At 63.8% G+C, this 23,231-nt stretch carries 21 protein-coding genes; 10 read left to right on the forward strand and 11 right to left on the reverse strand.

Translation table 11 applies throughout. From position 1 onward, the window contains the following. The first annotated feature begins 126 nt into the window (after positions 1-126). The 8 genes from ABID26_RS18425 (at position 127) to ABID26_RS18460 (ending at position 8,620) form a co-directional block, all read left to right on the forward strand. The gene (locus ABID26_RS18425; protein ID WP_126096555.1) at positions 127-1,485 is read left to right on the forward strand and encodes an LLM class flavin-dependent oxidoreductase; all 1,359 of its coding nucleotides are present in this window, start codon (positions 127-129) and stop codon (positions 1,483-1,485) included. 12 nt (positions 1,486-1,497) lie between these two features. After that, on the forward strand, positions 1,498-2,271 hold the full coding sequence (locus ABID26_RS18430; protein WP_126096554.1) for a DUF427 domain-containing protein: 774 nt from the start codon (positions 1,498-1,500) through the stop codon (positions 2,269-2,271). A 56-nt stretch (positions 2,272-2,327) separates the two neighbouring features. After that, positions 2,328-3,971 (forward strand): ABC transporter substrate-binding protein, encoded by a 1,644-nt coding sequence (locus ABID26_RS18435; protein ID WP_292298464.1) that lies wholly within the window; start codon positions 2,328-2,330, stop codon positions 3,969-3,971. Positions 3,972-4,002: 31 nt separating this feature from the next. Continuing rightward, positions 4,003-4,962: an ABC transporter permease gene (locus ABID26_RS18440; RefSeq protein ID WP_126096552.1), complete on the forward strand. Its 960-nt coding sequence runs from the start codon at positions 4,003-4,005 to the stop codon at positions 4,960-4,962. After that, entirely contained in the window at positions 4,959-5,846 is an 888-nt protein-coding gene (locus ABID26_RS18445) for an ABC transporter permease (RefSeq protein WP_126096551.1), read from the forward strand. Before ABID26_RS18440 ends, ABID26_RS18445 begins: the two co-directional genes overlap by 4 nt. A 63-nt stretch (positions 5,847-5,909) precedes the next feature. Next, positions 5,910-6,395 carry a hypothetical protein gene (locus ABID26_RS18450; RefSeq protein ID WP_126096550.1) on the forward strand — a complete coding sequence of 162 codons (486 nt, stop codon included), beginning with the start codon at positions 5,910-5,912 and terminating at the stop codon, positions 6,393-6,395. Between the two features lie 192 nt (positions 6,396-6,587). Continuing rightward, entirely contained in the window at positions 6,588-8,027 is a 1,440-nt protein-coding gene (locus ABID26_RS18455) for an aldehyde dehydrogenase family protein (RefSeq protein WP_126096549.1), read from the forward strand. 11 nt (positions 8,028-8,038) lie between these two features. Then, positions 8,039-8,620, forward strand: a complete 582-nt coding sequence (locus ABID26_RS18460; RefSeq protein WP_189521398.1) for a DUF1349 domain-containing protein — start codon at positions 8,039-8,041, stop codon at positions 8,618-8,620. Positions 8,621-8,715: 95 nt separating this feature from the next. Here ABID26_RS18460 and ABID26_RS18465 read toward each other — a convergent pair whose 3' ends face one another. Both ABID26_RS18465 and ABID26_RS18470 read right to left on the reverse strand, forming a co-directional pair. Further along, positions 8,716-9,888, reverse strand: a complete 1,173-nt coding sequence (locus ABID26_RS18465; protein WP_245460153.1) for a glycosyltransferase family 4 protein — start codon at positions 9,886-9,888, stop codon at positions 8,716-8,718. A 194-nt stretch (positions 9,889-10,082) separates the two neighbouring features. After that, entirely contained in the window at positions 10,083-10,862 is a 780-nt protein-coding gene (locus ABID26_RS18470; RefSeq protein ID WP_126096547.1) for a helix-turn-helix domain-containing protein, read from the reverse strand. A gap of 404 nt (positions 10,863-11,266) precedes the next feature. Here ABID26_RS18470 and ABID26_RS18475 point away from each other — a divergent pair, with 404 nt between their 5' ends. Beyond that, a complete protein-coding gene (locus ABID26_RS18475; protein ID WP_126096546.1) occupies positions 11,267-12,550 on the forward strand; it encodes an O-antigen ligase family protein in 1,284 nt (427 codons plus the stop codon). Between the two features lie 273 nt (positions 12,551-12,823). Here ABID26_RS18475 and ABID26_RS18480 read toward each other — a convergent pair whose 3' ends face one another. The 3 genes from ABID26_RS18480 to ABID26_RS18490 form a co-directional block, all read right to left on the reverse strand. Further along, positions 12,824-13,918: an acyltransferase family protein gene (locus ABID26_RS18480; RefSeq protein WP_126096545.1), complete on the reverse strand. Its 1,095-nt coding sequence runs from the start codon at positions 13,916-13,918 to the stop codon at positions 12,824-12,826. 116 nt (positions 13,919-14,034) lie between these two features. Further along, positions 14,035-15,225, reverse strand: coding sequence for a polysaccharide biosynthesis/export family protein (locus ABID26_RS18485; protein ID WP_245460152.1), 1,191 nt, complete (start codon positions 15,223-15,225; stop codon positions 14,035-14,037). Between the two features lie 172 nt (positions 15,226-15,397). Beyond that, positions 15,398-16,075: a sugar transferase gene (locus ABID26_RS18490; protein ID WP_126096543.1), complete on the reverse strand. Its 678-nt coding sequence runs from the start codon at positions 16,073-16,075 to the stop codon at positions 15,398-15,400. Positions 16,076-16,682: 607 nt separating this feature from the next. On the opposite strand from ABID26_RS18490, the gene ABID26_RS18495 reads away from it, so the two are divergent. Continuing rightward, positions 16,683-16,949 carry an exopolysaccharide production repressor protein gene (locus ABID26_RS18495; RefSeq protein ID WP_126102446.1) on the forward strand — a complete coding sequence of 89 codons (267 nt, stop codon included), beginning with the start codon at positions 16,683-16,685 and terminating at the stop codon, positions 16,947-16,949. On the opposite strand, the gene ABID26_RS18500 is transcribed toward ABID26_RS18495, so the two are convergent. The 6 genes from ABID26_RS18500 to ABID26_RS18525 form a co-directional block, all read right to left on the reverse strand. Beyond that, a complete protein-coding gene (locus tag ABID26_RS18500; RefSeq protein WP_292298472.1) occupies positions 16,920-18,833 on the reverse strand; it encodes an ABC transporter ATP-binding protein in 1,914 nt (637 codons plus the stop codon). The genes ABID26_RS18495 and ABID26_RS18500 overlap by 30 nt on opposite strands. A gap of 8 nt (positions 18,834-18,841) precedes the next feature. Then, entirely contained in the window at positions 18,842-19,819 is a 978-nt protein-coding gene (locus ABID26_RS18505; protein WP_126096541.1) for a phosphoenolpyruvate carboxykinase (ATP), read from the reverse strand. Continuing rightward, a complete protein-coding gene (locus ABID26_RS18510) occupies positions 19,816-21,735 on the reverse strand; it encodes a lasso peptide isopeptide bond-forming cyclase (RefSeq protein WP_292298474.1) in 1,920 nt (639 codons plus the stop codon). Before ABID26_RS18510 ends, ABID26_RS18505 begins: the two co-directional genes overlap by 4 nt. A gap of 3 nt (positions 21,736-21,738) precedes the next feature. Continuing rightward, positions 21,739-22,101, reverse strand: coding sequence for a lasso peptide biosynthesis B2 protein (locus ABID26_RS18515; RefSeq protein WP_245460151.1), 363 nt, complete (start codon positions 22,099-22,101; stop codon positions 21,739-21,741). Between the two features lie 140 nt (positions 22,102-22,241). Continuing rightward, positions 22,242-22,541, reverse strand: a complete 300-nt coding sequence (locus tag ABID26_RS18520) for a PqqD family protein (protein ID WP_126096538.1) — start codon at positions 22,539-22,541, stop codon at positions 22,242-22,244. Between the two features lie 158 nt (positions 22,542-22,699). Then, entirely contained in the window at positions 22,700-22,852 is a 153-nt protein-coding gene (locus ABID26_RS18525; protein WP_126096537.1) for a lasso peptide, read from the reverse strand. Positions 22,853-23,231: the final 379 nt, after the last annotated feature.

The raw sequence follows: 23,231 nt of genomic DNA on the forward strand, positions 1-23,231 counted from the left end.
ATAATCTCTATAAAATTACTCGAATTAATGGCGAGCGCAATCTAGCCTTTTGCACATCGAGGATTGCTGACCGCGCGGATCGACGTGGCGCCAGCGTCCCTCGCGCGGATTTGCAAGGAGGCCGGCATGGCGCGAAACCACTTGATCCTCAGCGCATTCTTCTTCAACCCGCAGGGCGACCATCGCATGTCGTGGCGGCATCCGCGCGCGCCCGGCCGGGAAGTGCTCGGCTTCGATTACTATCGCGAGCTGGTCCAGGCCGCCGAGCGCGCCAGGATCGACACCATTTTCGTCGCCGACCACGTGTCGATCTGGGATTCGGTGAAGAGCGGTGTCGCGCATTACGCCAATGCCCGGCTCGAGCCGTTGACGCTTTTGTCGGCGCTTGCCGGCGTTACCAAGCACATCGGCCTCATCACCACCGCGTCGAGCTCCTACAGCGAACCCTATAATGTCGCGCGCCTGTTCGCCTCGCTCGACCACATCAGCGGGGGCAGGGCGTCGTGGAACGTCGTCACCTCGGCCATGGACGAAGAGGCGCGCAATTTCGGCCGCGACGGCAACATCGAGCATGCCTTCCGCTACCAGCGCGCGGCGGAATTCCTCGAGATCGTCAAGGGATTGTGGGACAGCTGGGAAGACGAAGCGCTGCTATTCGACAAGGAAACCGGCTATTTCGCCGACCCGGACAAGGTCCATGTGCTCGAGCACCGCGGCACACATTTCAAGGTGCGCGGACCGCTCAACGTCCCGCGGCCGCCGCAGGGCCATCCGCTGATCGTGCAGGCCGGCTCATCCGAGGACGGCAAGAACTTCGCCACCGCGCACGCCGACGCCCATTTCGCCATCTTCAGCACCAGGGAAGACGGCATCAGATACCGCCAGGACATCAACGACCGTCTCGCCCGCCACGGCAGGCGGCCGGAAAGCTTCAAGATCCTGCCGGGCATATTGCCGATCGTCGCCGCTTCCGAAGCCGAGGCGCGCGACAGGCAGGATTATCTCCAGACCTTGCTTCCGGACCGGGTCGGCATCGACCTCCTGTCGAGCTGGAGCGGGCTCGACCTCTCGGCCTATCCGCCGGATGGCCCGCTGCCGCCGCTCCCCGATGAAAGCACCTTCAATGGCGGCCGCACCTCGCTCAACCGGGTCAAGCAGTGGGCCAAGCAGAATCTGACCCTGCGCGAGATCGCGCGCAAGCTCGCCAACAGCGGCTCGGTGCCGACCGTCGCCGGCACGCCGAAGCAGATCGCCGACCAGCTGCAGGACTGGTTCGAGGCCGGCGCCGCCGACGGCTTCAACCTGATGTTCCCGCTGCTGCCCGAGGACTGGGTGAACTTCGCCGAACAGGTCGTGCCGGAATTGCAGCGCCGCGGCGTCTTCCCGACCGAATACGCGCCAGGCACGCTGCGCGACCGCTTCGGCCTCGCCCGTCCCGCCAACCGCTTTGCCGAGCAGCGCGCCAATCAGCGCGCCGTATCCTGAAGGAGAGCCGTCATGACCGCCGCACCGAGGCTGCAGCCGCGCGAAGCCACTGCGCCGCAACTGATCAATGTCCTCCACAGCCCCAAGCGTGTCCGCGTCAAATTCGCCGGCCGCGTCATCGCCGACAGCCGCAACGTGCTGGTGCTGCGCTCCAATCACTTTTTGCCGATCTATTTCTTCCCGCTCTCGGCGGTCGACCAGTCCGTGCTGAAGCCATCGAAACATGGCCAGCAGCATGCTGTCGGTGGCGAGACGAAATACTGGGATATCGAAGCCGGTGACCGGCGCGCCGCCGATGCCGCCTGGTCGTTCACAGCGCCGCCCGACGAGAACCTCGCGCCGCTCGCCGGCCGCGTCGCCTTCACCTGGAATCTCGTCGACCAATGGTTCGAGGAGGAGGAAGAAGTCTTCGTCCATGCCCGCGATCCCTATGCGCGCATCGACGTTCTGCAGAGCGCGAGCCATGTCGCGATATGGTTCGATGGCGAGCTCATCGCCGACAGCCGCCGCCCGGTGCTGCTGTTCGAAACGCACCTGCCGACACGTTTCTATCTTCCGCCGGAGGATGTCCGGCTCGACCGGCTGAGGGCCTCGTTGACGAGGACCCGATGTCCCTACAAAGGCATCGCCTCCTACTGGTCCGGCGTGCTCAAGGACGGCTCGCTCAGCGAAGACATCGCCTGGAGCTACCGCGATCCGATCGCCGAGATGCCGAAGATCAAGGGGCTGATCGCCTTCTATCCGCAAGCAGTCGACCGCATCCATCTCGACGGCCAGCCGGTCTGAGTCCGGCCCCGTCGTCTCCACCTCATTTCAAAACCACAATTTTCACAGAGGCAAAAATGACCAAACGCAACGAAATCGACTCCCTTCGCAACCTGTCCGGCGATATCTGGAATGTCGCTGTCGATGAATACGCCAAGGGCTATCTCAAGCGCCGCGACCTGTTGAAATATGCCGCGCTGATCGGACTGACCGGCTTCGCCGCTTCGCAAGATTTGGGCTTTTCCGGTACGGCGCGCGCCGCTGCCGCCGGCGGCACAGTGCGCGTCGGGCTCGGCCAGCCGACCAAGGCGATCGATCCGATCACGGTCACCGATCCGGCCAGCATCGGCGTTCTCAGCCAGGTCGGCGAATATCTGATCCTCGACGATCCCAAGGACGGGCTCCAGCCGAAGCTCGCTCTGTCCTGGGAAGCGGATGAGACGGCAAAACGCTGGACGTTCAAGCTGCGGCCGGGCGTGAAATTCCACGATGGCCGCACCGTCACAGCCAAGGACGTCGTGGCGAGCTTCGAGCGCCTCGTCGATCCGAACAGCGGCTCGTCGGCGCTGTCGGCCTACAAGGGCATCCTGTCCAAGGGCGGCGCCAAGATTATCGACGACGAGACGGTCGCCTTCGATCTCGACCAGTCGAACTCGAATTTCCCCTTCTACGTGTCCTCCGACGTCTACAACGCCGTGATCCTGCCGGCCGACTATGCCGGTGACTTCGAGAAGAATTTCAACGGCACCGGCCCATTCAAGCTCGAATCCTTCCGCCCCAAACAGGGCGCGACCTTCGTGCGCAACTCCGACTACTGGGGCGAGAAGGCTCTGCCCGACCGGGTCGAGATCAAGTTCTTCGACGACGAGCAGGCGCAGGTCGTGGCGCTGCAGGCCGGCCAGCTCGACGTCATCCCGAGCACCACGCGCCTGGAACTCGCGATCGAGGGCAATCCCAACTTCAAGCTGCTCAGCATGCAGGCAAGCTCGCATGACGCCGTGCATCTCAGAACCGACCAGGCGCCGTTCACCGACAAGCGCATTCGCCGCGCGCTGGCGCTCACCCTCGACCGCGAGGCCATCGTGAAGGGTCTGCTCAAGGGTCGCGCAATCGCCGGCAACGACACCCCGTTCGCGCCGATCTTCCCCTCGGCCGATCCGTCGGTGCCGCAGCGCAAGCAGGACATCGCCGAGGCCAAGCGGCTGCTCGCCGAGGCCGGCGTGCCCAACGGCTTCGAGGTGACGCTGACCACCGAGCGCGCCTATGACATTCCCGACTACGCCGTGATCATCCAGAACTTCGCCAAAAAGGCCGGCATCGATATCAAGCTCAACGTGTTGCCGCAGGATGCCTATTACGGATCGGCGACGTTCGGCAGCTCGCCATGGCTCGATTCCAATCTCGGCATCACCGATTTCGGCCATCGCGGCACGCCGGACATCTTCCTCAACGCGACGCTGAAGAGCACCGGAGCGTGGAACGCCGCGCACTTCAAGAATGCGGACTATGACGCATTGCTGGTCGACTACGGCAAGGCCCGCGACCTTCAGGCGCAGCGCATCGCCGCCGGCAAGATTCAGAACCTGCTGCTCGACGAGGCGCCGGAGATCATCAGCTACTTCTCGCAGTACAGCCGGATCGCCAGCACCAAGGTCGAGGGCGTGCGTTTCACGGCGATCTCGCATCTGCTGCTCGACCGCGTTTCCTTCGTCCAGGCATGACGCGGAAACGCCAAGCCGGGCGGGACGCCGGATGCTGACGGGCCGCACCCTGTCGACGCGCGCAGCTTCGCTGCTGCTCACCCTGTGGCTGGTCAGCGCGCTGGTCTTCCTCGCCGGGCAGGTCCTGCCCGGCGATGTCGCACGCGTCATGCTTGGTCCCTTCGCCGATGCTGAAGCCGTCGCGGCGCTGAACAAACAGCTCGGCGCCGACCAGCCCATGCTCGTCCAATACTGGCATTGGTTCAGCGCGGCGCTCACCGGCGACTTCGGCACCTCGCTGTCGATGCGCGCGCCGGTCGGCCCCTTCGTGCTGGCAAGCCTCGGTCGCTCGGCCGCGCTTGCCGGCATCATATTGCTGTTTCTCGTCCCGCTGGGTGTCGCCGCGGGCATCGTCGCCGGCCTCAACCAGGGTCGGCTTGTCGATCGGCTGATCGTTCTTGCCGGCGTCTCGTTTGGTATCGTCCCGGATTTCGTGTCCGGACTGCTTCTGCTCCTGGTTCTCGGCCTGTGGCTGAACTGGGTGCCGATCACCGGCGCGGCTCCTGATGGCGCGGGCTTCTGGACAAGCGCTTACTATCTCATTCTGCCGGCGCTGCCGCTGGTGCTCAACCTCGCCGGCTATCTGGCGCGCATGACGCGGGCAGGGGTGATCGAGGCGCTGGCCGCCGACTACACGCGCACCGCGACCCTGAAAGGGCTCGATCGCTGGCAGGTCATTTTCCGGCATGTGCTTCCCAACGCGCTGACGCCGACGATCGCGGTGCTTGCGACCCAGAGCGGCTACATGCTCGGCGGACTGGTGGTGATCGAAGCGCTGTTCGGCATCCAGGGCCTGGGCAACCTGGTGCTCAATGCGGCCAAGTCGCGCGACTTCCCGATGCTCGAAGCGGGTGTCCTCGTCATGGCGACGATCTTCGTCTTGTCCGCTGCGATGGGCGATCTCGTTCAGGCGCTGCTCGACCCGCGGCAGCGGCGGCGGGCGTCGCCATGATGGACCTTTTGGAATTCCCGGCACCTTCGCACGCGCCCGGTGTCTTGCGGGTCGCTGGCAGGCTGGGCCGCGCCGTTCGCGGTCTTCCTGCGTCCGTTATCATCGGATCGCTCATCCTGATCTTCTGGATCTGCTGCGCCCTGTTCGGCGACCGGCTGGTTCCGTATGATCCCTATGCCGAGGATTTTCTCGCCACGCTGGCGCCGCCGGACGCCGCGCACTGGTTCGGCACCGATCATCTCGGCCGCGATGTGCTGTCCCGGATCATCGTCGGATCGCGCGATATCCTGCTGGTGGCGCCGCTCGCGACACTTGGTGGCGTCGCCGTCGGCACGGTCATCGGCCTGGCGCTCGGCTATTTCGATGGCCTGGTCGACGCGATAGGCGCGAGACTGCTCGACACGCTGATGGCCTTCCCTTTCATTGTGCTCGTGACCATGACCCTGGTGGCGCTCGGGCCCTCGAACCCCACGGTCATCCTGGTGATCGCCATCGCCTATGCGCCGCTGGTGGCAAGAACCGTGCGCGCCGCCGTGCGCGAGCAGCGCGAGCGCGACTATGTCAGTGCCGCGCGCCTCGGGGGCGAGAGCGCTTTCGCCATAATGGTCTTGGAAATCCTGCCCAACATCAGGGAGACGATCCTGATCGAGCTCGTCACGCGGCTGGGCTATGCCTTCTTCTCGATCGCGACGCTGAGCTTTCTCGGCCTTGGCATCCAGCCGCCCTCGGCCGATTGGGGCCTGGCGGTCGCCGAAGGCTACGGCTTCCTCACCGGCGGCAAATGGTGGGTGGTGGTGTTCAATTCGGCGGCGATCGTCTCGCTGGTGATGGCAACCAACCTGATCGCCCAGGGCATGGGCGCCTTCGAGAATGCCGAGAGGTGAATTGCGGTTTTCGGCAGCTGCGCTCTGCTAAACTCCCGTTGATTCGCTTCGACGGGAAACGGCATGAGCAAGGCCCTCGGCACATTCGCATTGGTCACGGTGTTGAGCGCCCTGCTGATGGCGCTGTCGCTGGCGGTCGCCAGGCACGGTTACCCTTACGGCGTTTTCGGCATGAAGCGTCTCGACGGCATTGCGGATGCGGGTTCCTTCCTCGCCATTGCCGCCATCTATTTCTTCAGCGCGCTGCTGATGATGATCCTGCCCATCCGCGCCGCCGGCATCGTGCTCACCCATGCCGCCGACGCGATCTTCTGCGCCACGATCGTGCTGTTCGCCACCATCGTCGGTTCGCTTCTCGCCCGATTTGCTTTCGGCCAGGGAAGTGCGCTCTGGGCGCTTCTCAACTGGCGCTTTCTCTTCGTCGCGGCCATCGTGGTAGCGCATCTCACCATGAACGAGCTTCGCCGCAATATCCTGCTCAGAAGCCTGTTCTTCGTCATCTTCGCCGCGGCCACGCTCGCCTGCCTGTTCTGGTCGTTCTCCGTCTAAGGCGCTGCCTCTACATCGTGACAGGTCGTCGCGGTCGAAGCCGATGGACTTCCGCTGCCGCGCGCCTACCTTTATCGAAAGCTCTCGGGTAGACCTTTCGGCGGGCAATGCGTATATCATTTGTCTGACAAATGGGCGGCGCTTGCCGCCCCGCCAATCTCGAAGAAATAAGCCAATCTCGAAGGAAAAAAGATGACCGTGCTCCGCAAGAACCTGATCGACGGCGAGTGGCTGGGCGAGGCCGGCTCGCACAACATCAACCCGTCGAACACCAATGATGTCGTCGGCGAATATGCTTCGGCCGGGCCGGAGGAGGCGAGGCAAGCCATCGCGGCCGCCAAGGCAGCCTTCCCCTCCTGGTCGCGCTCCGGGCCGCTGGCCCGCCATGCCGTGCTGAAGAAGGCCTCCGACGAGATCATGGCGCGCAAGGACGAGATCGGCCGTTCGCTGGCGCGCGAGGAAGGCAAGACGCTGGCCGAAGGCGTCGGCGAGACCATCCGGGCGGCCCAGATCTTCGATTTCTTCGCCGGCGAGACGCTGCGCCTGTCGGGCGAGATGGTGCCGAGCGTGCGGCCCGGCGTCGGCGTCGAGATGACGCGCGAGGGCGTCGGCGTCGTCGGCATCATCACGCCGTGGAATTTCCCGATCGCCATTCCCGCCTGGAAGATCGCGCCGGCGCTCGCCTACGGCAACACGATCGTCTTCAAGCCGGCGGAGCTGGTTCCCGAAAGCGCCTGGACCATCGTCGACATCCTGCATCGCGCCGGTCTGCCCAAGGGCGTGCTCAATCTGGTCATGGGCAAGGGCTCGGTGGTCGGCCAGGCCATGCTCGACAGCCCCGACGTCAACGCCATTTCCTTCACCGGCTCGGTCGGCACGGGAAAACGCGTCGCCGCGGCGAGTGTGGAGCATATGCGCAAGTTCCAGCTCGAGATGGGCGGCAAGAACCCGCTCGTCGTGCTCGATGACGCAGACCTGGCGGTTGCTGTCGACTGCGCGATCAACGGCGCCTATTTCTCGACCGGCCAGCGCTGCACGGCGTCCTCGCGCCTCATCGTCACCGAAGGCATCCACGACCGCTTCGTCGACGCCGTGAAGGAGCGCCTGGACAAGCTCGTCATCGGCGATGCGCTGGACGCCAAGACGCAGATCGGTCCGGTCGTCGACCAGACCCAGCTGAAGCAGGACGAGGACTATATCGCGATCGGCCGCCAGGAAGGCGCCGAGCTCGCCTTCGGCGGCGAGCGGCTGGAGCGGGAAACGCCCGGCTTCTATCTGCGGCCGGCGCTGTTCCTCGGCTCCACCAACGCCATGCGCATCTCGCGTGAGGAGATTTTCGGCCCGGTCGCCAACGTCATCCGCGTCAAGGATTATGACGAGGCGCTGGCTGTGGCCAACGACACGCCGTTCGGCCTGACCTCCGGCATCTGCACGACGAGCCTGAAGCACGCGACGCATTTCAAGCGCAATTCCGAAGCCGGCATGGTGATGGTCAACCTGCCGACGGCGGGCGTCGATTTCCATGTGCCGTTCGGCGGCCGCAGGGGCTCGAGCTATGGCCCGCGCGAGCAGGGCCGTTACGCCATGGAGTTCTACACCACCGTGAAGACGGCCTATACGCTCGCCGGCTAACGGGCGGCTCAATGATGTCGGACCTTGCCGGAATGACCTGGCGCAACCCGCCGCCGCACCATGTGTTCGGCGACGGGACGCTCCATGTCCGCACCGGCAAGGAGACCGATTTCTGGCGTGAGACCTTCTACGGCTTCCGGCGCGACAACGGCCACTTTCTCTATAGGCCGGTCGCGGGCGACTTCAGCGCCGAGGTCACGATCAAGGGCGAATACGAGGCGCTCTACGATCAGGCCGGGATGATGCTGCGCCTGAGCGAAACGCACTGGATCAAGGCCGGCATCGAATACACCGACGGCCTCGCCTATTTCTCCGTCGTCGTCACCAACGACAGGTCCGACTGGTCGCTGGTCGCTATTCCCCCGGACCCGAACGGCGTCCGGATCCGTCTGACCCGCCACGCCGAGGCGATCCGGGTGCAATATCTCGATGCGTCGGACAGCCACTGGAAGCCGGTGCGGCTGGCCTACTTCCCCACCTCCAAGAGCGTCGATGTCGGCATGATGTGCTGCTCGCCGCAGCGCGAAGGCTTCGAGGTCACCTTCTCCGACTTTGTGGTCGCTCCGCCGATTTCCAGGGACTTGCACGGCTGATTGCGCAAAACCAATTCCAGGAAAATCTGTAACGGTTTTGGGCCGGAATTGCATGAGGGCGGCTCGGTGGTTCGTGGAGCCCGCCAAGGTTGGCGTCATCGGCCGGTGCCGTCCAGTCCCAGCCCGTGGCGCACCGCATCGCGGATCGCCTCCGGCCCGAACCGGGACCACGCGCCATCATAGGCTCGGGCCCGCAGGCTGGCCATGCGGGCACGATCCAGGCACAGCTCGACCGCCAGGCGGGCAAGATCGTCGTTACTCTCGGACAACAACACCTCTTCGCTGTCGATCAGGCCGAGGCCTTCCACCGCCAATGGCGTTGCGATGACCGGAACGCCCCAGGCCATCGCTTCGAGTATCTTGATGCGCGTGCCGCCGCCCATGGCGAGCGGCACGATGGTCAGATGGGCGGCGGACAACAACGGCCTGGTGTCGTCCGGGTCCTCGACCAGGCTGACCCCGTCCAGCCGTGCCAGGGCACGAACGGGCGCCCGTGGCGAACGGCCGGCGAGGACGAGCTTCGCGGTCGGCAACGCCTGCCGGACGCGCGGCAGGACGGCGAGGGCCAACCGCTCGGCGGCGTCGATGTTCGGCGCATAGCCCAGATGGCCAACATAGAGGATGACTGGAAAGCTATCGGAGATGGCCGGCTGTGGCGGCAGCGTCCGTGGCATCAGATCGGCGCGCGGGATACCGTTTGGCACAAGGTCGACGGGTATTGCGGGCCGGACAAATGCCTCCAGCCGCTCGCGGTCCAGCTGCGAGCAGATCCAGATCCGGTCGACGATGGCAGCCGCCCTTCTTTCAAGTGGCCTGACGCCGGACGAAAACGGCCGCCACTTCTTCTTGCGCGGCAACTGATCGGCGAGGTCGGATTCGACATTGTGCATGTCGAGAATGAGTTGCCGGGCCATCGGCCGCAAGGGCGCGAGAAGTTTGAACAGCGCAATGCCTTCGACGATGATCGTGTCCGGTTGGAAGTCCTGAACCAGCGCCTTGAGGCGCGCCAGGGCTGGAAGCGCTATCCGGCTCTCGCCCTTCATCCTGCGCCAGCCAAGCGAAGGCGCCCGCCGCTCGGACAGATTGGTTAGCTGAGCCACGCGGATGTCCACGCCGGCTGGATGGGCTTCGCCGATGCGCGGCGCAAGCGAGGCCAGGCAGACCGGGCCGAACGCGGCGGCAGCCATGGCATTGCCGAAATTCCTGAGATCGCCGCCGGACGTCGGCGGAAAAGGCGGGTCGTGGCAGACAATCAGTGTTCGTCGCAAACCCGTCCACCCCCACTCCATAGCCCGGCGGATCGTAGGAACCGGCGCTATTGAGACCCCGCATTCCCCCTGTGATCTCCTCTGGCCAGGCCGTCAAGCCGTCATGCCAGGCTCGCTGCTGGTTACCAGCTGGCCGCCATCGCACGGGTTGGACACCTACATGCCGCGGTTTCATGGATGGCGCCGAGCGTAATTTAGACGTCCATGCGATGCTGGAAGAACTGCAGGAACAATTCGCGCTCGGTGGTGATGTCGAGCTTCTCATAGATGCGGCGGCGGTGGTTCTTGACCGTGCCGACGGTGATGCCGAGCCGCTCGGCGATGTTGGCGGTCGGGTGTCCGGCGAGAATCAGCTGCACCAGCTCTCGCTCGCGCAGCGAAAGCTCGGGCCAGAGGCTTTCCGGTATTCTGGGCTTCTGCTGTGGCGAGGCGCCGGGACCGGTCGGCGCCGAGGTGCGGGAAAAGTCGCTGCCGCGCGCCTTGATGTCGAGCGCATGCAGGGCCTCGAACACCGGCAGCCGTTCGGTGAGCTGCGCGATCTCGCTGTCCCTGAACGATATGGTCGAGCGGTCGAGGAAGATGCCGAGGCACCAGTCGCCGCCATCGGCAAGCAGGATGCCGACCTCGTCGCAGATCTCCGACTGCGCCAGGAAGCCGGCTATGTACTGGCCGCGCTTGGCCTCCTCGTCGGCCAGTCCCTTGAGCGGCATGATGCCGAGCCGCCGCTCGCGCCGCCACGAGGCATAGAAGGGATCGAAGACGTAGTAGTTGTCGAGATAGCGCCGCACCATCTCGTCCGAGAAATGCCGATGCTTGACGAATTCCGGCGTCTTGGTCGCCGAATAGCGTGTCACCGTCACTAGGTCATGCGCGATGTCGGCGCCGATCAGGTCGATCAGGCAGTCGACATGCCTGTCGGTGCCGGTGGAGGCGATCGCCTTGGCCAGCGGCGCCCAGATGTTGCCCATGCGCATGCCCGCGATCGGCGTCGGCGGCGCTCCCGGCGGCAATTTGGACGAGGCATGCGCGCTGGCGGCGATCAAGGAGGTCGAGGGCAAGCTGAAATAACTGGCCCGGGTGGCCCGCCGTGGCTTTCGTTGAGCAAGGGCGCGCCCGTCTCAAGCCAAAAAACAAATCAGGGGCGCCGGCGCTGGCCGAAGCCGGCGCCGGCGTCAATGCAGGAAACGAATCTTAACCAGGGCCCGAGCCCTGCTCCCGCCCCATTCCGGCCTTTTCGCTATGCAACAAGCCTCCGATGGCCGCCCCTTTTGCCCGTGACAAGATTTCCGGTTGAGCCACCGGCCAGAGGGCGATAGGTTATGCTGCAGTGCACAATGAATTGCGGCGGCATCCAAGGCTCAACGGACGAAAATCCGGCATGAAGATTCCAAAATCCATTCTGCTCGACCCGGAGGCAAACAAGGCCTATGGCGCCTTTGCCGTAGTGATCTCCGTCTTTGCCTTTGCCTATTCCAGCAATTTCGGCCAGATCCTGATCCTTGCCTATTACGCGGTCTGGCTGCCGCTGCTCTTCGTCGACTACAGGCGCTTCACCTGGAAGCTCTCGAACGCCTGGTTGCCGATACTCTTCGCAGCCTATGTCTGCCTGTCGGTCTTCTGGTCGCAGGCTGCCGGCATCAGCGCGCGTGCGGCGGTGCAGTATTCCTCGCACATCGTCTGTGCCTATATCGCGGCCCGCACCATCAGTGTCCGCACGCTTGTGCTGGGCTCGTTGATCGGCATCTTCTTCGTCCTGCTCTATTCGCTGAAAGTCAACGCTTACGCACTCGACACGATCGACGGCACCTTCAATTTCGTCGGCGCTTTCACCTCCAAGAACCTGGTCGGTTTCTTCTCGTCGCTCGGCATCTTTTTGTCCCTCGTCTTCCTGATGTTCTACCGGCGCAACTGGCTGAGCTTCTTCTGGACCGCGCCGATCATCCTGATGTCGGCCTACATGCTGGCGATCGCCCACTCGGCGACATCCGTCGCCTCGCTGCCGGCAGTGCTCGGTATCGTCATCCTGCTGACCATGAGCAGGGTCCTGTCGCGGCGCTACCGCCGCGTGCTGTTCGTGGTCGGCGGCGGCGCGCTGGTGGCCGGCGTGGTGGCCGCGCTGAACCTCGGCCTGCTGGACGTCGTGCTCGGCATCTTCGGCAAGGATTCGACGCTGACCGGCCGCACCTATCTCTGGCAGCAGGGTTGGGAGGCGGCGCAACTGCATCCGCTGCTCGGCTACGGCTATGCGGCCTATTGGGTGCAAGGCTTCGCCGATCCGGAACGGTTGTGGGCGGAATTCTACATCACGACCCGCACCGGCTTCCACTTCCACAACACCTATATCGAGACCCTGGTCGAGATCGGCTTCGTCGGCGTCACCATGCTGGCGCTGATCATCCTGCGCGCCTTCTACGGTCATGTATCGAAGGTGGTGTTCGGCGCCTGGAACGCCGATTCGGTGGTGCTCGCCGGCGTTGTCGGGCTGATGCTGATCCGCTCCTTCTTCGAGGTCGAGATCCTCGGCCCTTACTTCATGGCCTCCTTCATCGTCTATTTCGGCCTGTTCAAGCTGAGCCCGATGCCGGTTGCCCGGCGACGGCGGGTCGTCATCCCGGTCCAGGATGAAAAGCCGGCCGCCGGCCACATGCCGGCCCCGGTCTGACCGGCTGCAACAAATTCCAAGGAAAAGTGTGGGGCAGTCTTCCGTTCGGAAAAACTGAACCGCTGTAAGGTCTGTTGAGATTCAGGTCAGGCCGAGCCGAGAAAGGTGGCTTCCGAGAACCGGCCTACGCCGGCCGTAGCCTTCATAGGGCGGAGACATTTATGAGGGCTTCGGCCGGCGAAGGCCGGAGCGGAGCGTACTTGAAGTACGTGAGCACCGGAAGCGGAGGAAGTAGCCGTTCGCAGGCCGGCATCACCTGAATATCGACAGACCTTAGGCCACCGCCCGCGCGCGCTGCATTTGCCGCTGCAGGAAGCGGCGCAGCGGCTCGTCATAGATGCGGGTGGCGATGTCGGCGATGGCGATGACCGCCGCGGCCATCAAGAGGCCGAACCAGGGATGGTGCGCGAACGGGTCGACCGATACCGCCTTGCCGGCTCCGGCGATGATCATCAGCATCGGCGTGTGGATTATGTAGATCGGGTAGGAGATACGCCCCAGCCAACCATAGAAGCCCGCCAGCCGCGGAGCGGTCGGCGCCACGGCGCCGGTCACCACCATGACCGGGAAGACGATGGCGACAGAAGCGAGATCATAGGCGACGCGCCCGGCTGCGCCCACAGGCGCGATGGCGAAGACGGCGAGCGTGAGCAGGATCGCGGCCTCGACCCACCAGCCGCGCCGCAGGAAGCCGAGGCTGTCCTGGTAGCGCGCCATCGACCGGCACAAGAGCACCCCCAGGAAGAAGGAGAACGACACGCGCGGCAGCCCGCTGATGATGGTCTTGCCGGTCATGCCGAAATCGAGCGTGCCGGCGAATACCGAGGCGACGATCAGCAGCACGAGGCTGACGGCGATCAGTCCCGTCAGCAATCGTCTCGACAGCAGGAAGAAGATGGCGACATAGGCGATGTTGACGATCAGCTCGAAGAACAGCGACCACGAGGCGGGATTGAGCGGAAAGATCGTATGGTAGGCCTCGCCGACCAGCGGAATGAAGAGCATGCCAGTGGTGAGCTGCATGCCGATCTCGGATAGAGGCATATATTCGGCCGGGATCAGCCCGTTCTTGACCAGCAGGTAGAAGAAACCGAGCAGCGTGCCGGCGAGATAGAGCGGATAGAGGCGTATCAGGCGGATGGCCAGGAACGTGCCGAAGCCCATGCCGTTCTCGATCTTGCGGTCGTAGGCATGGGCGATGACGAAGCCGCTGAGCAGGAAGAACAGGTCGACCGCGAGATAGCTCGATGGCAGCACCTTGCCGTCGGCCAGGAACGGCGAGAAGTGGTAGAGCATCACGCTGATCGCGGCCACGCCGCGAATGGCGTCGAGGTTGAGGTAGACGTGACGCGGAGCGGCGGGCTGCATTCTGTGCCTTCAAGCGGTGCAAACAGATCGCTCGCCCGCGCCTTGGCGCGAACGAGCCTGACTTGTTCCTCCCGCCTCCGTGCCGGGCCGCTGAAGCGAGGCCCGAGCTCGTTGCGCTATTGGCTGGCCGTCGGCGCCAGCTTGACCTTGATCACGTCGCCCGGCAGCACCGGCGTGTCTTCCTTGGCGTCGACCTCGCTGGTCTTGCCGTCGGCAACGCGCACCAGCGAATAAAGCAGAGTGGGTTCCTCGCTGCCGGTCATGGTGGCCATCGTCGCCGGATCCGACGCCTGTGCGATCAGGCCCTTCTGCATGGCTGTCCTCAGCGTCGCCTCGTTGAGGTCCGCCTCGGCCTGCTGCCGGCTGGCGGCCAGGTTGGAATTGAGCGTGTTGCGGGCATCGATGGCGTCCTGCTCGGCCTTGCTGATCGACTGCTTGGCGGTGAGGATCGCCGTTTCATAGTCCAGGATCTTGCCCTGCAGGTCGGCCACCGACTGTTTCGAATCGAGCAGCCGCGCATTGGCGACCAGGCCCTTCTGCGCCAGCGGACCGATGCTGGTGAGCTGCTGCTGCGCCAGATCCACCTGCTGCTGCTGGTTGGCGATCTTCTTCTCCAGCGATTCGATTTCGCCCTGCAGAACCCCTTTCAGGTCGTCGAGCGCGTCGAGCTTCAGCTTCAGCGCCTTCTGGTCGGCCGTCAGAATCTGCATTTCGTCGGCGACGATCGCCTGCACTCTCGGATCGCCCTCGACCTCCTTCGGCACGTCGAAGCTCGCTTTGCCGGCGAGGTCCGCATCGATGCGGGCGCGCTTGATGATCAGCCGCAGCCGCTGGTCGTCATAAATATCGAAACTGCCCTTGGCGGTGACCAGGTCCTTGCCGAGCTGAGGGCCGTAATCGGCGCTGCGCCGGATGCCGCCGGCTATACTCAGCGCCTTCAGCACCGTCAGGTCGGGCACATAGGGAAACTGGCCGGGGTTCTGCACTTCGCCCGAAATGTAGAACGGCCGGAACTGGGCCATTTCGACCGAGGCTTCAGGCTTGTCGGGCAGGGCCAGCTTGCGCTGCAGCGTAAGCCCGATCGCATTTGCGACCTCCGACGTCGTCTTCCCGGCCGCCTGCATCTCGCCCACGAAAGGCACCGAGAGCGTCCCGGCGGGGCCGACCGAGTAGTCGCCGTTGATCGCCGACCAGTCGCGGAACGTGCCGTCGACCGTCTGCCATTCGGCGACGCGGATGTTGAGCTTGTCCTGCGGGCCGAGCCGGTAATCCTCGGCCGCCGCCATCTGCGGCGTAAGCAGAGACATCGCAAGCGCCGCGGCCGCGAATCGGCCGGGCGCCCTGGAAAGAAGACTGCAGGCGAAAGACAGTCCGAAGGGGTGTTTTTTCAAATGAACGTTTCCGATCCGCTTTGGCCCCATCCGCCCGATGAGATCACTGCCGGATACCTGCCCCGAGTTCGGCGGGGAGGCCCGTCGGTCAATAGCTGCCGCGCGACATCCACACGGCTGGCACGGTCTTGACGATGATGCGAATGTCCTCGACCATCGACCAGTTCTCGACATAGTGGCGATCGAAGGCGACGCGCGTGTCGTAGGACACGTCGTTGCGTCCGCTCACCTGCCACAGCCCGGTGAGACCGGGGCGCGACTTCAGATAGTAGACGGCGGCGCTGCCGTAGATCTCGAGCTCGTCGCGCACGACCGGGCGCGGCCCGACAAGGCTCATGTCGCCTTGCAGGATGTTGATGATCTGCGGCAGCTCGTCGAGGCTGAGCTTGCGCAGCACCTGGCCGACACGCGTCACGCGCGGATCGTTCTTCAGCTTGCGCGTCGCCAGCCACTCGGCATTGGCGTCCGGATTGGCGGCCAGATGCGCCGCGAGTACCTTCTCGCCATCCTGGACCATGGTGCGGAATTTGAGGCAGGCGAAAATCCTTCCGCCGCGGCCGATCCGCTTGTGGCCATAGAAGATCGGCCCGCGGTCGGAAAGCTTGACCAGCAGGGCGACCATCAGGAAGAGCGGGCTGAGCAGAATCAGACCGGCGAGCGAACCGACGATATCGAAACTGCGTTTGAGCAGACCGCCGATGGGGGGTGGAAAATCAATGCCGGCCTGCGAAAAACCCGCATTGGCCGGCTTGGCGACGTCCCTCATGCAAAAGCTCCATACGTTGAACGGATGGTTTATGGCACGATATCAAAAAAATGCTGCAGCGCAACACACAATTTCCCATCCGCATGAAATGTTCACGTCATGAATTGACTAAATAATAAACCTGCCCTGCACAAATTTTGGCCTTTGTGGCATGTTTATGACAAGGTGAGGGAAAATCAGGGAAATGTAGTGCGCCATTTGGGCCGTTTTTGGACAGCTCATTCTTTGTTGCAGACGATTGGTGGTTGCAGGCTGGCCGAATCACTCGCGGAGGTAAGTTCTTAGCGTAAAATACTAATTAATATTTTGAGTTTTACTATGGTCAGTTTAGCTATCCTGAATATGTGGTGGCGCCGGAATGTGCGTCGCAGCATGGCAGAGCCGATCCCGCAAAACCGTTGGAAATCACTTGCGCTTGCCCTTGCTGCGAAGGTCTCGCCTTAATAGAGTCGCAAACTGTTTCTGTCATAGTTTGGATGGGTCAGAAAGGCCGGAAGCAACCGGCCGAGTTGGGCAGCCAGAAATAGCTCTTTGGCGCAACGGGGAGTCACGCGGGTGGGTAAGTCACAGCTTTTGCATGCTTGTGTCGGTTGACGGGCCGACGAGCATGTCTTTACCAAAATTCATCGTCGGGATGATATTCGCGCTCGCGATCGTGGTCGGCTGGTCTTACTTCGACGGCGCATCGCTTGGCACCATCATCATGCGTACCGTCATTTGCGCCGTGGTCATTCAGGTGGGTTATTTCCTTCTGGTCTACGCCATGATTGCCAGGAGCGGGCCAGTGCCCGCCGATAAGAGCCGAGAGGCCGACCGTGGCATCAAGGTGGCCGAGGGCGAAAAGCTAAGCGCCAGGCGCGGCAGCCTCCGCTGATCGTTCACCCGGCGCCGGAAGCGGCGCATTGTCGGCCAATGCCTTGTCGGCCAGCGTTGCGGTTTCCCGTTCGGCTCGCTCGCCGGAGAGCATTCTGGCCAGCCGGCTGCCGGGCTTTGCCTTCAGCCTTTGATATTGCCCGACCTCGACGATGCGCCCGCTCTCGATGGCCACGACCCAGTCGGCGAAAGCGATCATCGACGGCCGGTGCGCGATGGTGAGGATCGTCATCTGGCCGCGCAGGTCTTCGATCGATTGGGCGATCAGCGACTGATTTTGCCAGTCGAGCGCGCTTGTAGCCTCGTCGAGGATGAGCAGCACGGGTTTGCGCAACAGCGCCCGCGCCAGCGCGATGCGCTGGCGTTCGCCGCCCGAGAGCCGGACGCCGCGGTCGCTCACCACCGTCTCCAGCCTCCGGTCGAGCCGCTCGACGAAATCGGCCGCATGCGCCTTGCGCAGCGCCGTCCAAAGCTCCTCGTCGCTGGCCCGCGGCGCAGCCAGGCGCAGATTGGCGGCGATCGTGTCGTGCAGCAGGAACACGTCCTGCGGCACATAGGCCACCTGGTCGCGCCAGGCCCTGCGGTTCTTGGCAGTGATCTCGACGCCGTCGGCAAGGATCGTGCCCTCGGTCGGCTCGAGCAGTCCAAGCAGCATGTCGGCGATCGTGCTCTTTCCCGAGCCGGACGGACCGATCAGCGCCGTCACCTTGCCGGCGGGAAGGTCGAAGGTGATGCCTTCGACCACCGGTTTTCCGTCGCCGTCGCCATAAGTAAACAAGACGTCGCGGACGTTGAGGCCGGTGTCGAGCGACAGCCTGGCGCCATGTCCCGCATCGCCCGGTACCATCTCGCGCTCGGCGTCGAAGCGCGCCTTGAGGGCCTGCATGGCGGTATATGCCGGCAGGTTGATCAGCATTTGCTGCGCCTGCACTTGCATATCCATGAAGCGAGGCGCGACCCGCATGAAGACCAAGAGCAGCACGACGATCTCGGCGAGCGACAGGTGAAAGCGCACCAGCGCGATATAGATGAACAGGCTGAGCCCGATGACGCTCGTCACCTGGAACAGCGCGGTACCGATGGTGCTGTTGCGGACATAAGCGATGTTGTCCGCCTTCATCTTCTCGAGCGTCGCGCGGAGCTGCGTGAAATAACCCGCCTCGACGTTCAGGCTCTTGGCCACCTTGATGCCGCCGAGGAATTCCGAAACCGTGCGGTACTGGTCCTGGCGGCTGCCGGTCAGCACGCGGCCATAGGCGGTGGCACGCGCACGGAAGGGCTGCAGCGCGACGAACAAGAGCACGCCGATGAGGATGGCGAAGGACGTCATCACCGGTGAGATGAACAGCGACACCACGAGATAGCCGGCAAGCAGCAGCGCCGTCTGGGCGAGCATCAGCAGCGAGAAGGCGGCCGCCTGCACCCTGTCGATGTCGCCGGTCAGCGCATGGTCGAGGTCGGAGCTGCGCATACGCGTGAAGACGCCCCAGCGCGCCTTGCCGATGCTCTCGAACAGGTTCATGCGCACGCGGTTGACGAAGTCATAGAGCAGCCGCGCCATGTAGAGCGACTTGAAACGGTTGAACATCGCCTGCAGCGCCACCAGGGCGACGAGCAGGGCGAGCACCGTCGCCAGCGACAGCGTGCCGCCGGGCGCCACCCAGCGCAGTGCGTTCGGCATCCGCACGGCGAAATCCTGGTCGGCGTTGCCGATCAGATGCAGGAGCGGGATCAACAGCAGGATCGAGAGCCCCTCGGTCAGGCTTCCCAGGATCAGGAAGGCCAGCGCCGTCGCCGTGCGCCGTCCACCGACCTGCGCCATCACGCCGCCGAAGCCGGCGACATCCCGCAAAAGCGACAGGCGAAGCTTTGAGGACCAGGCCATGCCTCTTATCACCTTGTTTGCGCGCCTGCCGCCAGATCGCGCTCGATCAGGTCGACGACTTCATCGATCCGCCCCAGCCCTGCCGGCACTTCAAGCCGGCAGACGCCGATGCGAGCGGCAAGCTGCGCGCATTGACTGAGATGCGTGGACGCGAAATCGCCGACCAGCGCCTGTCGGCCAAACCGGGTGACGTAGGAGAACTTGATGATCGCCGGCAGGGCGCCGGCGCCCGGCAGCGGCATGATCGCCGCCCGCTCCCCGCGCTCCAGCACATAGATCCGGGCCGCCTTCACGGCTTTGCCGGCAAATCCGTCACGCAGACGATGCTGCGCCTTCTCGATCTGCGGATGCACCTGCGGCCGCACCTCCGCTTGGCCTATGCGGATGGCGTCGGCAGCGTCCGCTGCAAGCTTGAGCTGCGGAAAACCGGGCAGGATCATCGGCCGTGAAGGATTGGACAGATCCAGCGCCACGACATCATCGGTAAGCAGAAGGTGACCGGCGCGGATCATCGCGCCCGCCATGGTCGACTTGCCGGCGCCTTTGTCGCCCATGAAGATCAGGCTTTGGTCACCCACCGCGACCGCGCTGGCGTGCAGGATGAGCAGACGGCGCTGATGCAGGGCAAGCGCCAGCACGGGCCCGAGAAGCGGGAAGGCAAGCAGCGGGTCGTCGATCCCGGGCGCTGCGTCAACATCGATTCGGCCGGCACCGCTGATCCTGAATGTCCCGATCGCCGGCCATGAAAGATATTGATGGCTCTGCTCGAACCGGAAGGCCGTGGCGTTCGCCGATGCGGCCTCCGGAAAATCGATCGGCCCGACAGCAATCTCGATGTCCGGCGTTGCCGGCGCGGTCGGTTCCAGTTCCGGTAGAGCCACCTCGGACCCAATCGTCAGACCGTACGCCTTGTAGAAGCGACGGACGCGTCCATTCCGAGCGGCCGCTTCGGGCCTTGTGGCAAGAGAAACGGCCCGAGGGTTCATGCAGGGCTTCCATCATGCTGGACCTGCCGCAGCCACAGCGACAGCGAGGCCGAACGCCAGATATGTTGGACATCGGGCAGCGTCGCCTGCTCGGGCTCCCGAAGCATGCGGGCGTAGGCGGCGTTCACTTCGAGCAGATTGACATAGGGGGCGATCAAGTCGCTGTCCGACACCAGCAGCCTGTCCAGGAGATCGCGATGATTGACGATCATGCCTTTGACGAGGTTTGCGGTAAAATCGATCTTGTCGCGCCGCCACTGCACCACGGGCGGCAGAATGCCCTGCATGGCTCGGCGCAGCACAAGACGGCCGAAGCCGTCCTTGAGCTTTTCCTCGCCGGGCAGCCCCAGGCAGAACTCAACGAGCGGCCTGTCCCAGAACGGGTAGCGGGGCTCGATGCCGAAATTGGCGGCGGCCTTGTCAAGAACTTCGAAAGCGTGCGGCACCAGCCCGGTGGACAGAAGCCAGCGATGCGTCAGCGCTTCGCTGGCGCTGACGTTGGCCGGCATGTAGCCGGCGCGGTGGAAACGTTCGGCGAGGTTGGTGCGCCTGGCAAGCTCCGGATTGACCAGTCCCGCCCAGGCCGAGCGCGGCGCTTGGAATGGTCTGCGCCGCAGCTTGCCGAGAACGCGTTTGGCCATCGCCCTCATCCTGGCGATTCGCCAGGCCGGCCCGTAGACGGTCAGGAACCTGAAATACAGCGACGGCATGCCCTCACCATAGATATTGGCGGCGCTGTGCAGCTCGCGCCACAGCGCCAGCCATCGACCCGCCTTGGCGAGCTCATGCAGCAGCCCATGCCCGTGCGAAACGACTTCATCGCCGCCATGGCCGTCGAGCAGCACCTTCACCCCTTTGGTCTTCGCGGTCCGGTAGATGCTGCGGGTCAGCGACAGGCCAGGCGCCAGGAAAGTCCCTTCCTGTTCCTCGAGGATGCGTTCGAACTCGGCGAAAGGCGCGTAGTTGCCGATGGAAATCATCGTGCTGTCGAGCCGGTGGTGACCCAGCACTGCATCGATGAACCGCTTCTCGTCCATCGGTGAGCCCTTCTCGAAGACCAGCGAGAAGGTCTTGAGCTCCGGTTTCCGCGCCGCCGCGGCTTGCAGGCCGGCCACGCAGGCGATCGAGGATGAATCGAGGCCGCCGCTCAGCATTGCGCCAATAGCAGGGGTGCCGCGCATCCGGTTTTGCACCGACCGGTAGAAGAGATGCCTGAATTCTTCGGCCGCGTCCGAGCGCAGCGGCTCTGGCGAAGGCTCGATGTGCCAGTACTGACGAAGCGTCACCTGGTTGTCCGTCACCGTCAGGGTATGGCGTGCCGGCAAACGGAAGATCTCGGCATAGTGGGTCGACTGTGGATCGTCGGGCAGCCCGGCAAGGAATCCGGAAATCTGATGCTCGCTGATGCGTGTGTTGACACCCTCCAGGACCAGCAGCGGGCCGATCTCCGAGGCAAACGCGAAGCGCCTGGCGCCCGCGTGGTAGTAGAACGGCTTGATGCCGAAATGGTCGCGGGCGCAAAACAATGCCCGGCGCTCGGAATCCCAGATCGCGAAGGCGAAATCGCCTTGCAGATAGGTCGGGCAGGCCTCGCCCCATTTGAGATAGGCGCGCATCAAAAGCATCGCGTCGGCGGCCGTCGGGTCGCGTATGCCGAGCCGCGCCAAAAGCTCGTCGCGGTTGTCCAGCCTGCAATCCGCCGTGACGGCGAGCTTGCCGCCGGCCATGGTCAGCGGGCCGGGACCGTCCTCGCCCGTCGTGTCGAGCCAGGCATGGCCAAGCGCCACGCTTCTGTCCGTCCACCACGAGCTGCCGTCGCGGCCCCGGTGGCGTATGCGTGCCAGCATCTGCTGGATGTCGGCTGCCGCGGCGGGCCTGCCGTCTTGCCTCAGCAGAATTCCGGCGACCCCGCTCATGGCCTATTGCCCGTGATCGACGAGATGGGTGAAGCCGTGGATCGAGCCGCCGAGCACGATGTGGTTGCCGCTGACCAGCCAGGCATGCGCCTTGAGTTCCGCGCCGGTGTCGCGCCTCACGCCGATGCGGATTTTCGAGGCGCTGCCCTGGCGGGCAAGCAGATAGTGGCCGGACAGCGCCTGGGTGAGGCAGCTGGCGCCGGGTACAAACCGTGCGGCAGCGGCGACGCCCCATGCGATGCGCCGCAGATCGGCGATATCAGCGTCATCTCTCGCCTCCAGCCGCGTCACCAGGCCACGCACACGGTTATAGGAGAAGATGGTCAGTCCCAGCCGCACGGCACTGACCACTGCCAGGCAGCGCATCAGAAACAGCGCCTCCGCGCCGCTCAGCGAGAGGACCCTAAAGCATGTCTGCCGAAAGTGGGACCGGTTTCGGGACAAAGACATGCGCAAAATCAAGAGTTTAAAGCGCATGGAGCGAATCCGAAGGATCGCGACGCGCTTTAGGCCAGTTCCTCATGGTGGAGCCTCGCAAGCCCGGCTTCGATCAGCCCCTTGAGCAAGCCCTCGACATCGGCCTTGCAGCGCTCCGTTTCGACGTCGTAGCGCGTCAGCACGGCGCTTCTTATGTCGAGGATCGATCGCGGCTCCTGGATCAGCTCCCAGATGTAGGCGCCGACGCCGTTCAGGCTGTAGTAGATGTTGGATTTGAGATGGAGCAGCGCCAGTCCGTTGCCGAATTCGCAAGCCACCGCATCGCCGGTCGCGACCACGCGGTCATGGTCCGATGGGTTCCAGTGCATCCTAAAACCTCATTGTTGAACGCCACGCGTCTTCCGACCTGGACCGGGATCGGTTGCCTGCGATCGCCCGGCCAGTAAGCGGGGCAACTGGTCCCCCGGCCCATCTAGCTAAAGCGGCGTCCGGAGCCCCAACTACGACATGCCGGACGCCTTAACCTTCAGGAGAAGGTGAGATCGCCGACCGGCGTGTGCGCGGGAAATGCCGCGTCAAGAGCCGTCGTGCCTGAGGCACCCTGCGTGATCGTTTCGATCGAACCATGAACCGTCAGGCTGGGGGTCTCGTATTCATGCTTTTCAACATTCTGTTCCATTCTACTCTCCGATTAAGACTGGAAGCGGCTTCAGAATGCCGCCAGCATATTGCTATGCTGCGTTGCAATTGCTGCACGGCAACATTTATGAGTCAAGCCTGATTTACCGGGTGTTAATCAATTCTCGGTTGCGGGCATATTCTGCAGTGAACAAACCGCAGGCATCCCATAATCGGGCGCGCCCCGCGCGAGAATTCAGCGCCGGATATTTGCCGCATAAATAAACCTATGATTTAATTGCAATAATTTTCCGCTCGCGAATGCCTATTTTATAGCCGGGAAGAAATTGCTGCAAAGAATGCCGCTTATTGCTGCACGTCGGCGCAGCCGGGCCTGTCTTCAAAAGTGATCGTTGCGCCTCTCATTTGAACGCTGTGGT

Origin of the sequence: Mesorhizobium shonense, assembly GCF_040545255.1 — a bacterium.
Lineage (GTDB): Bacteria > Pseudomonadota > Alphaproteobacteria > Rhizobiales > Rhizobiaceae > Mesorhizobium > Mesorhizobium shonense.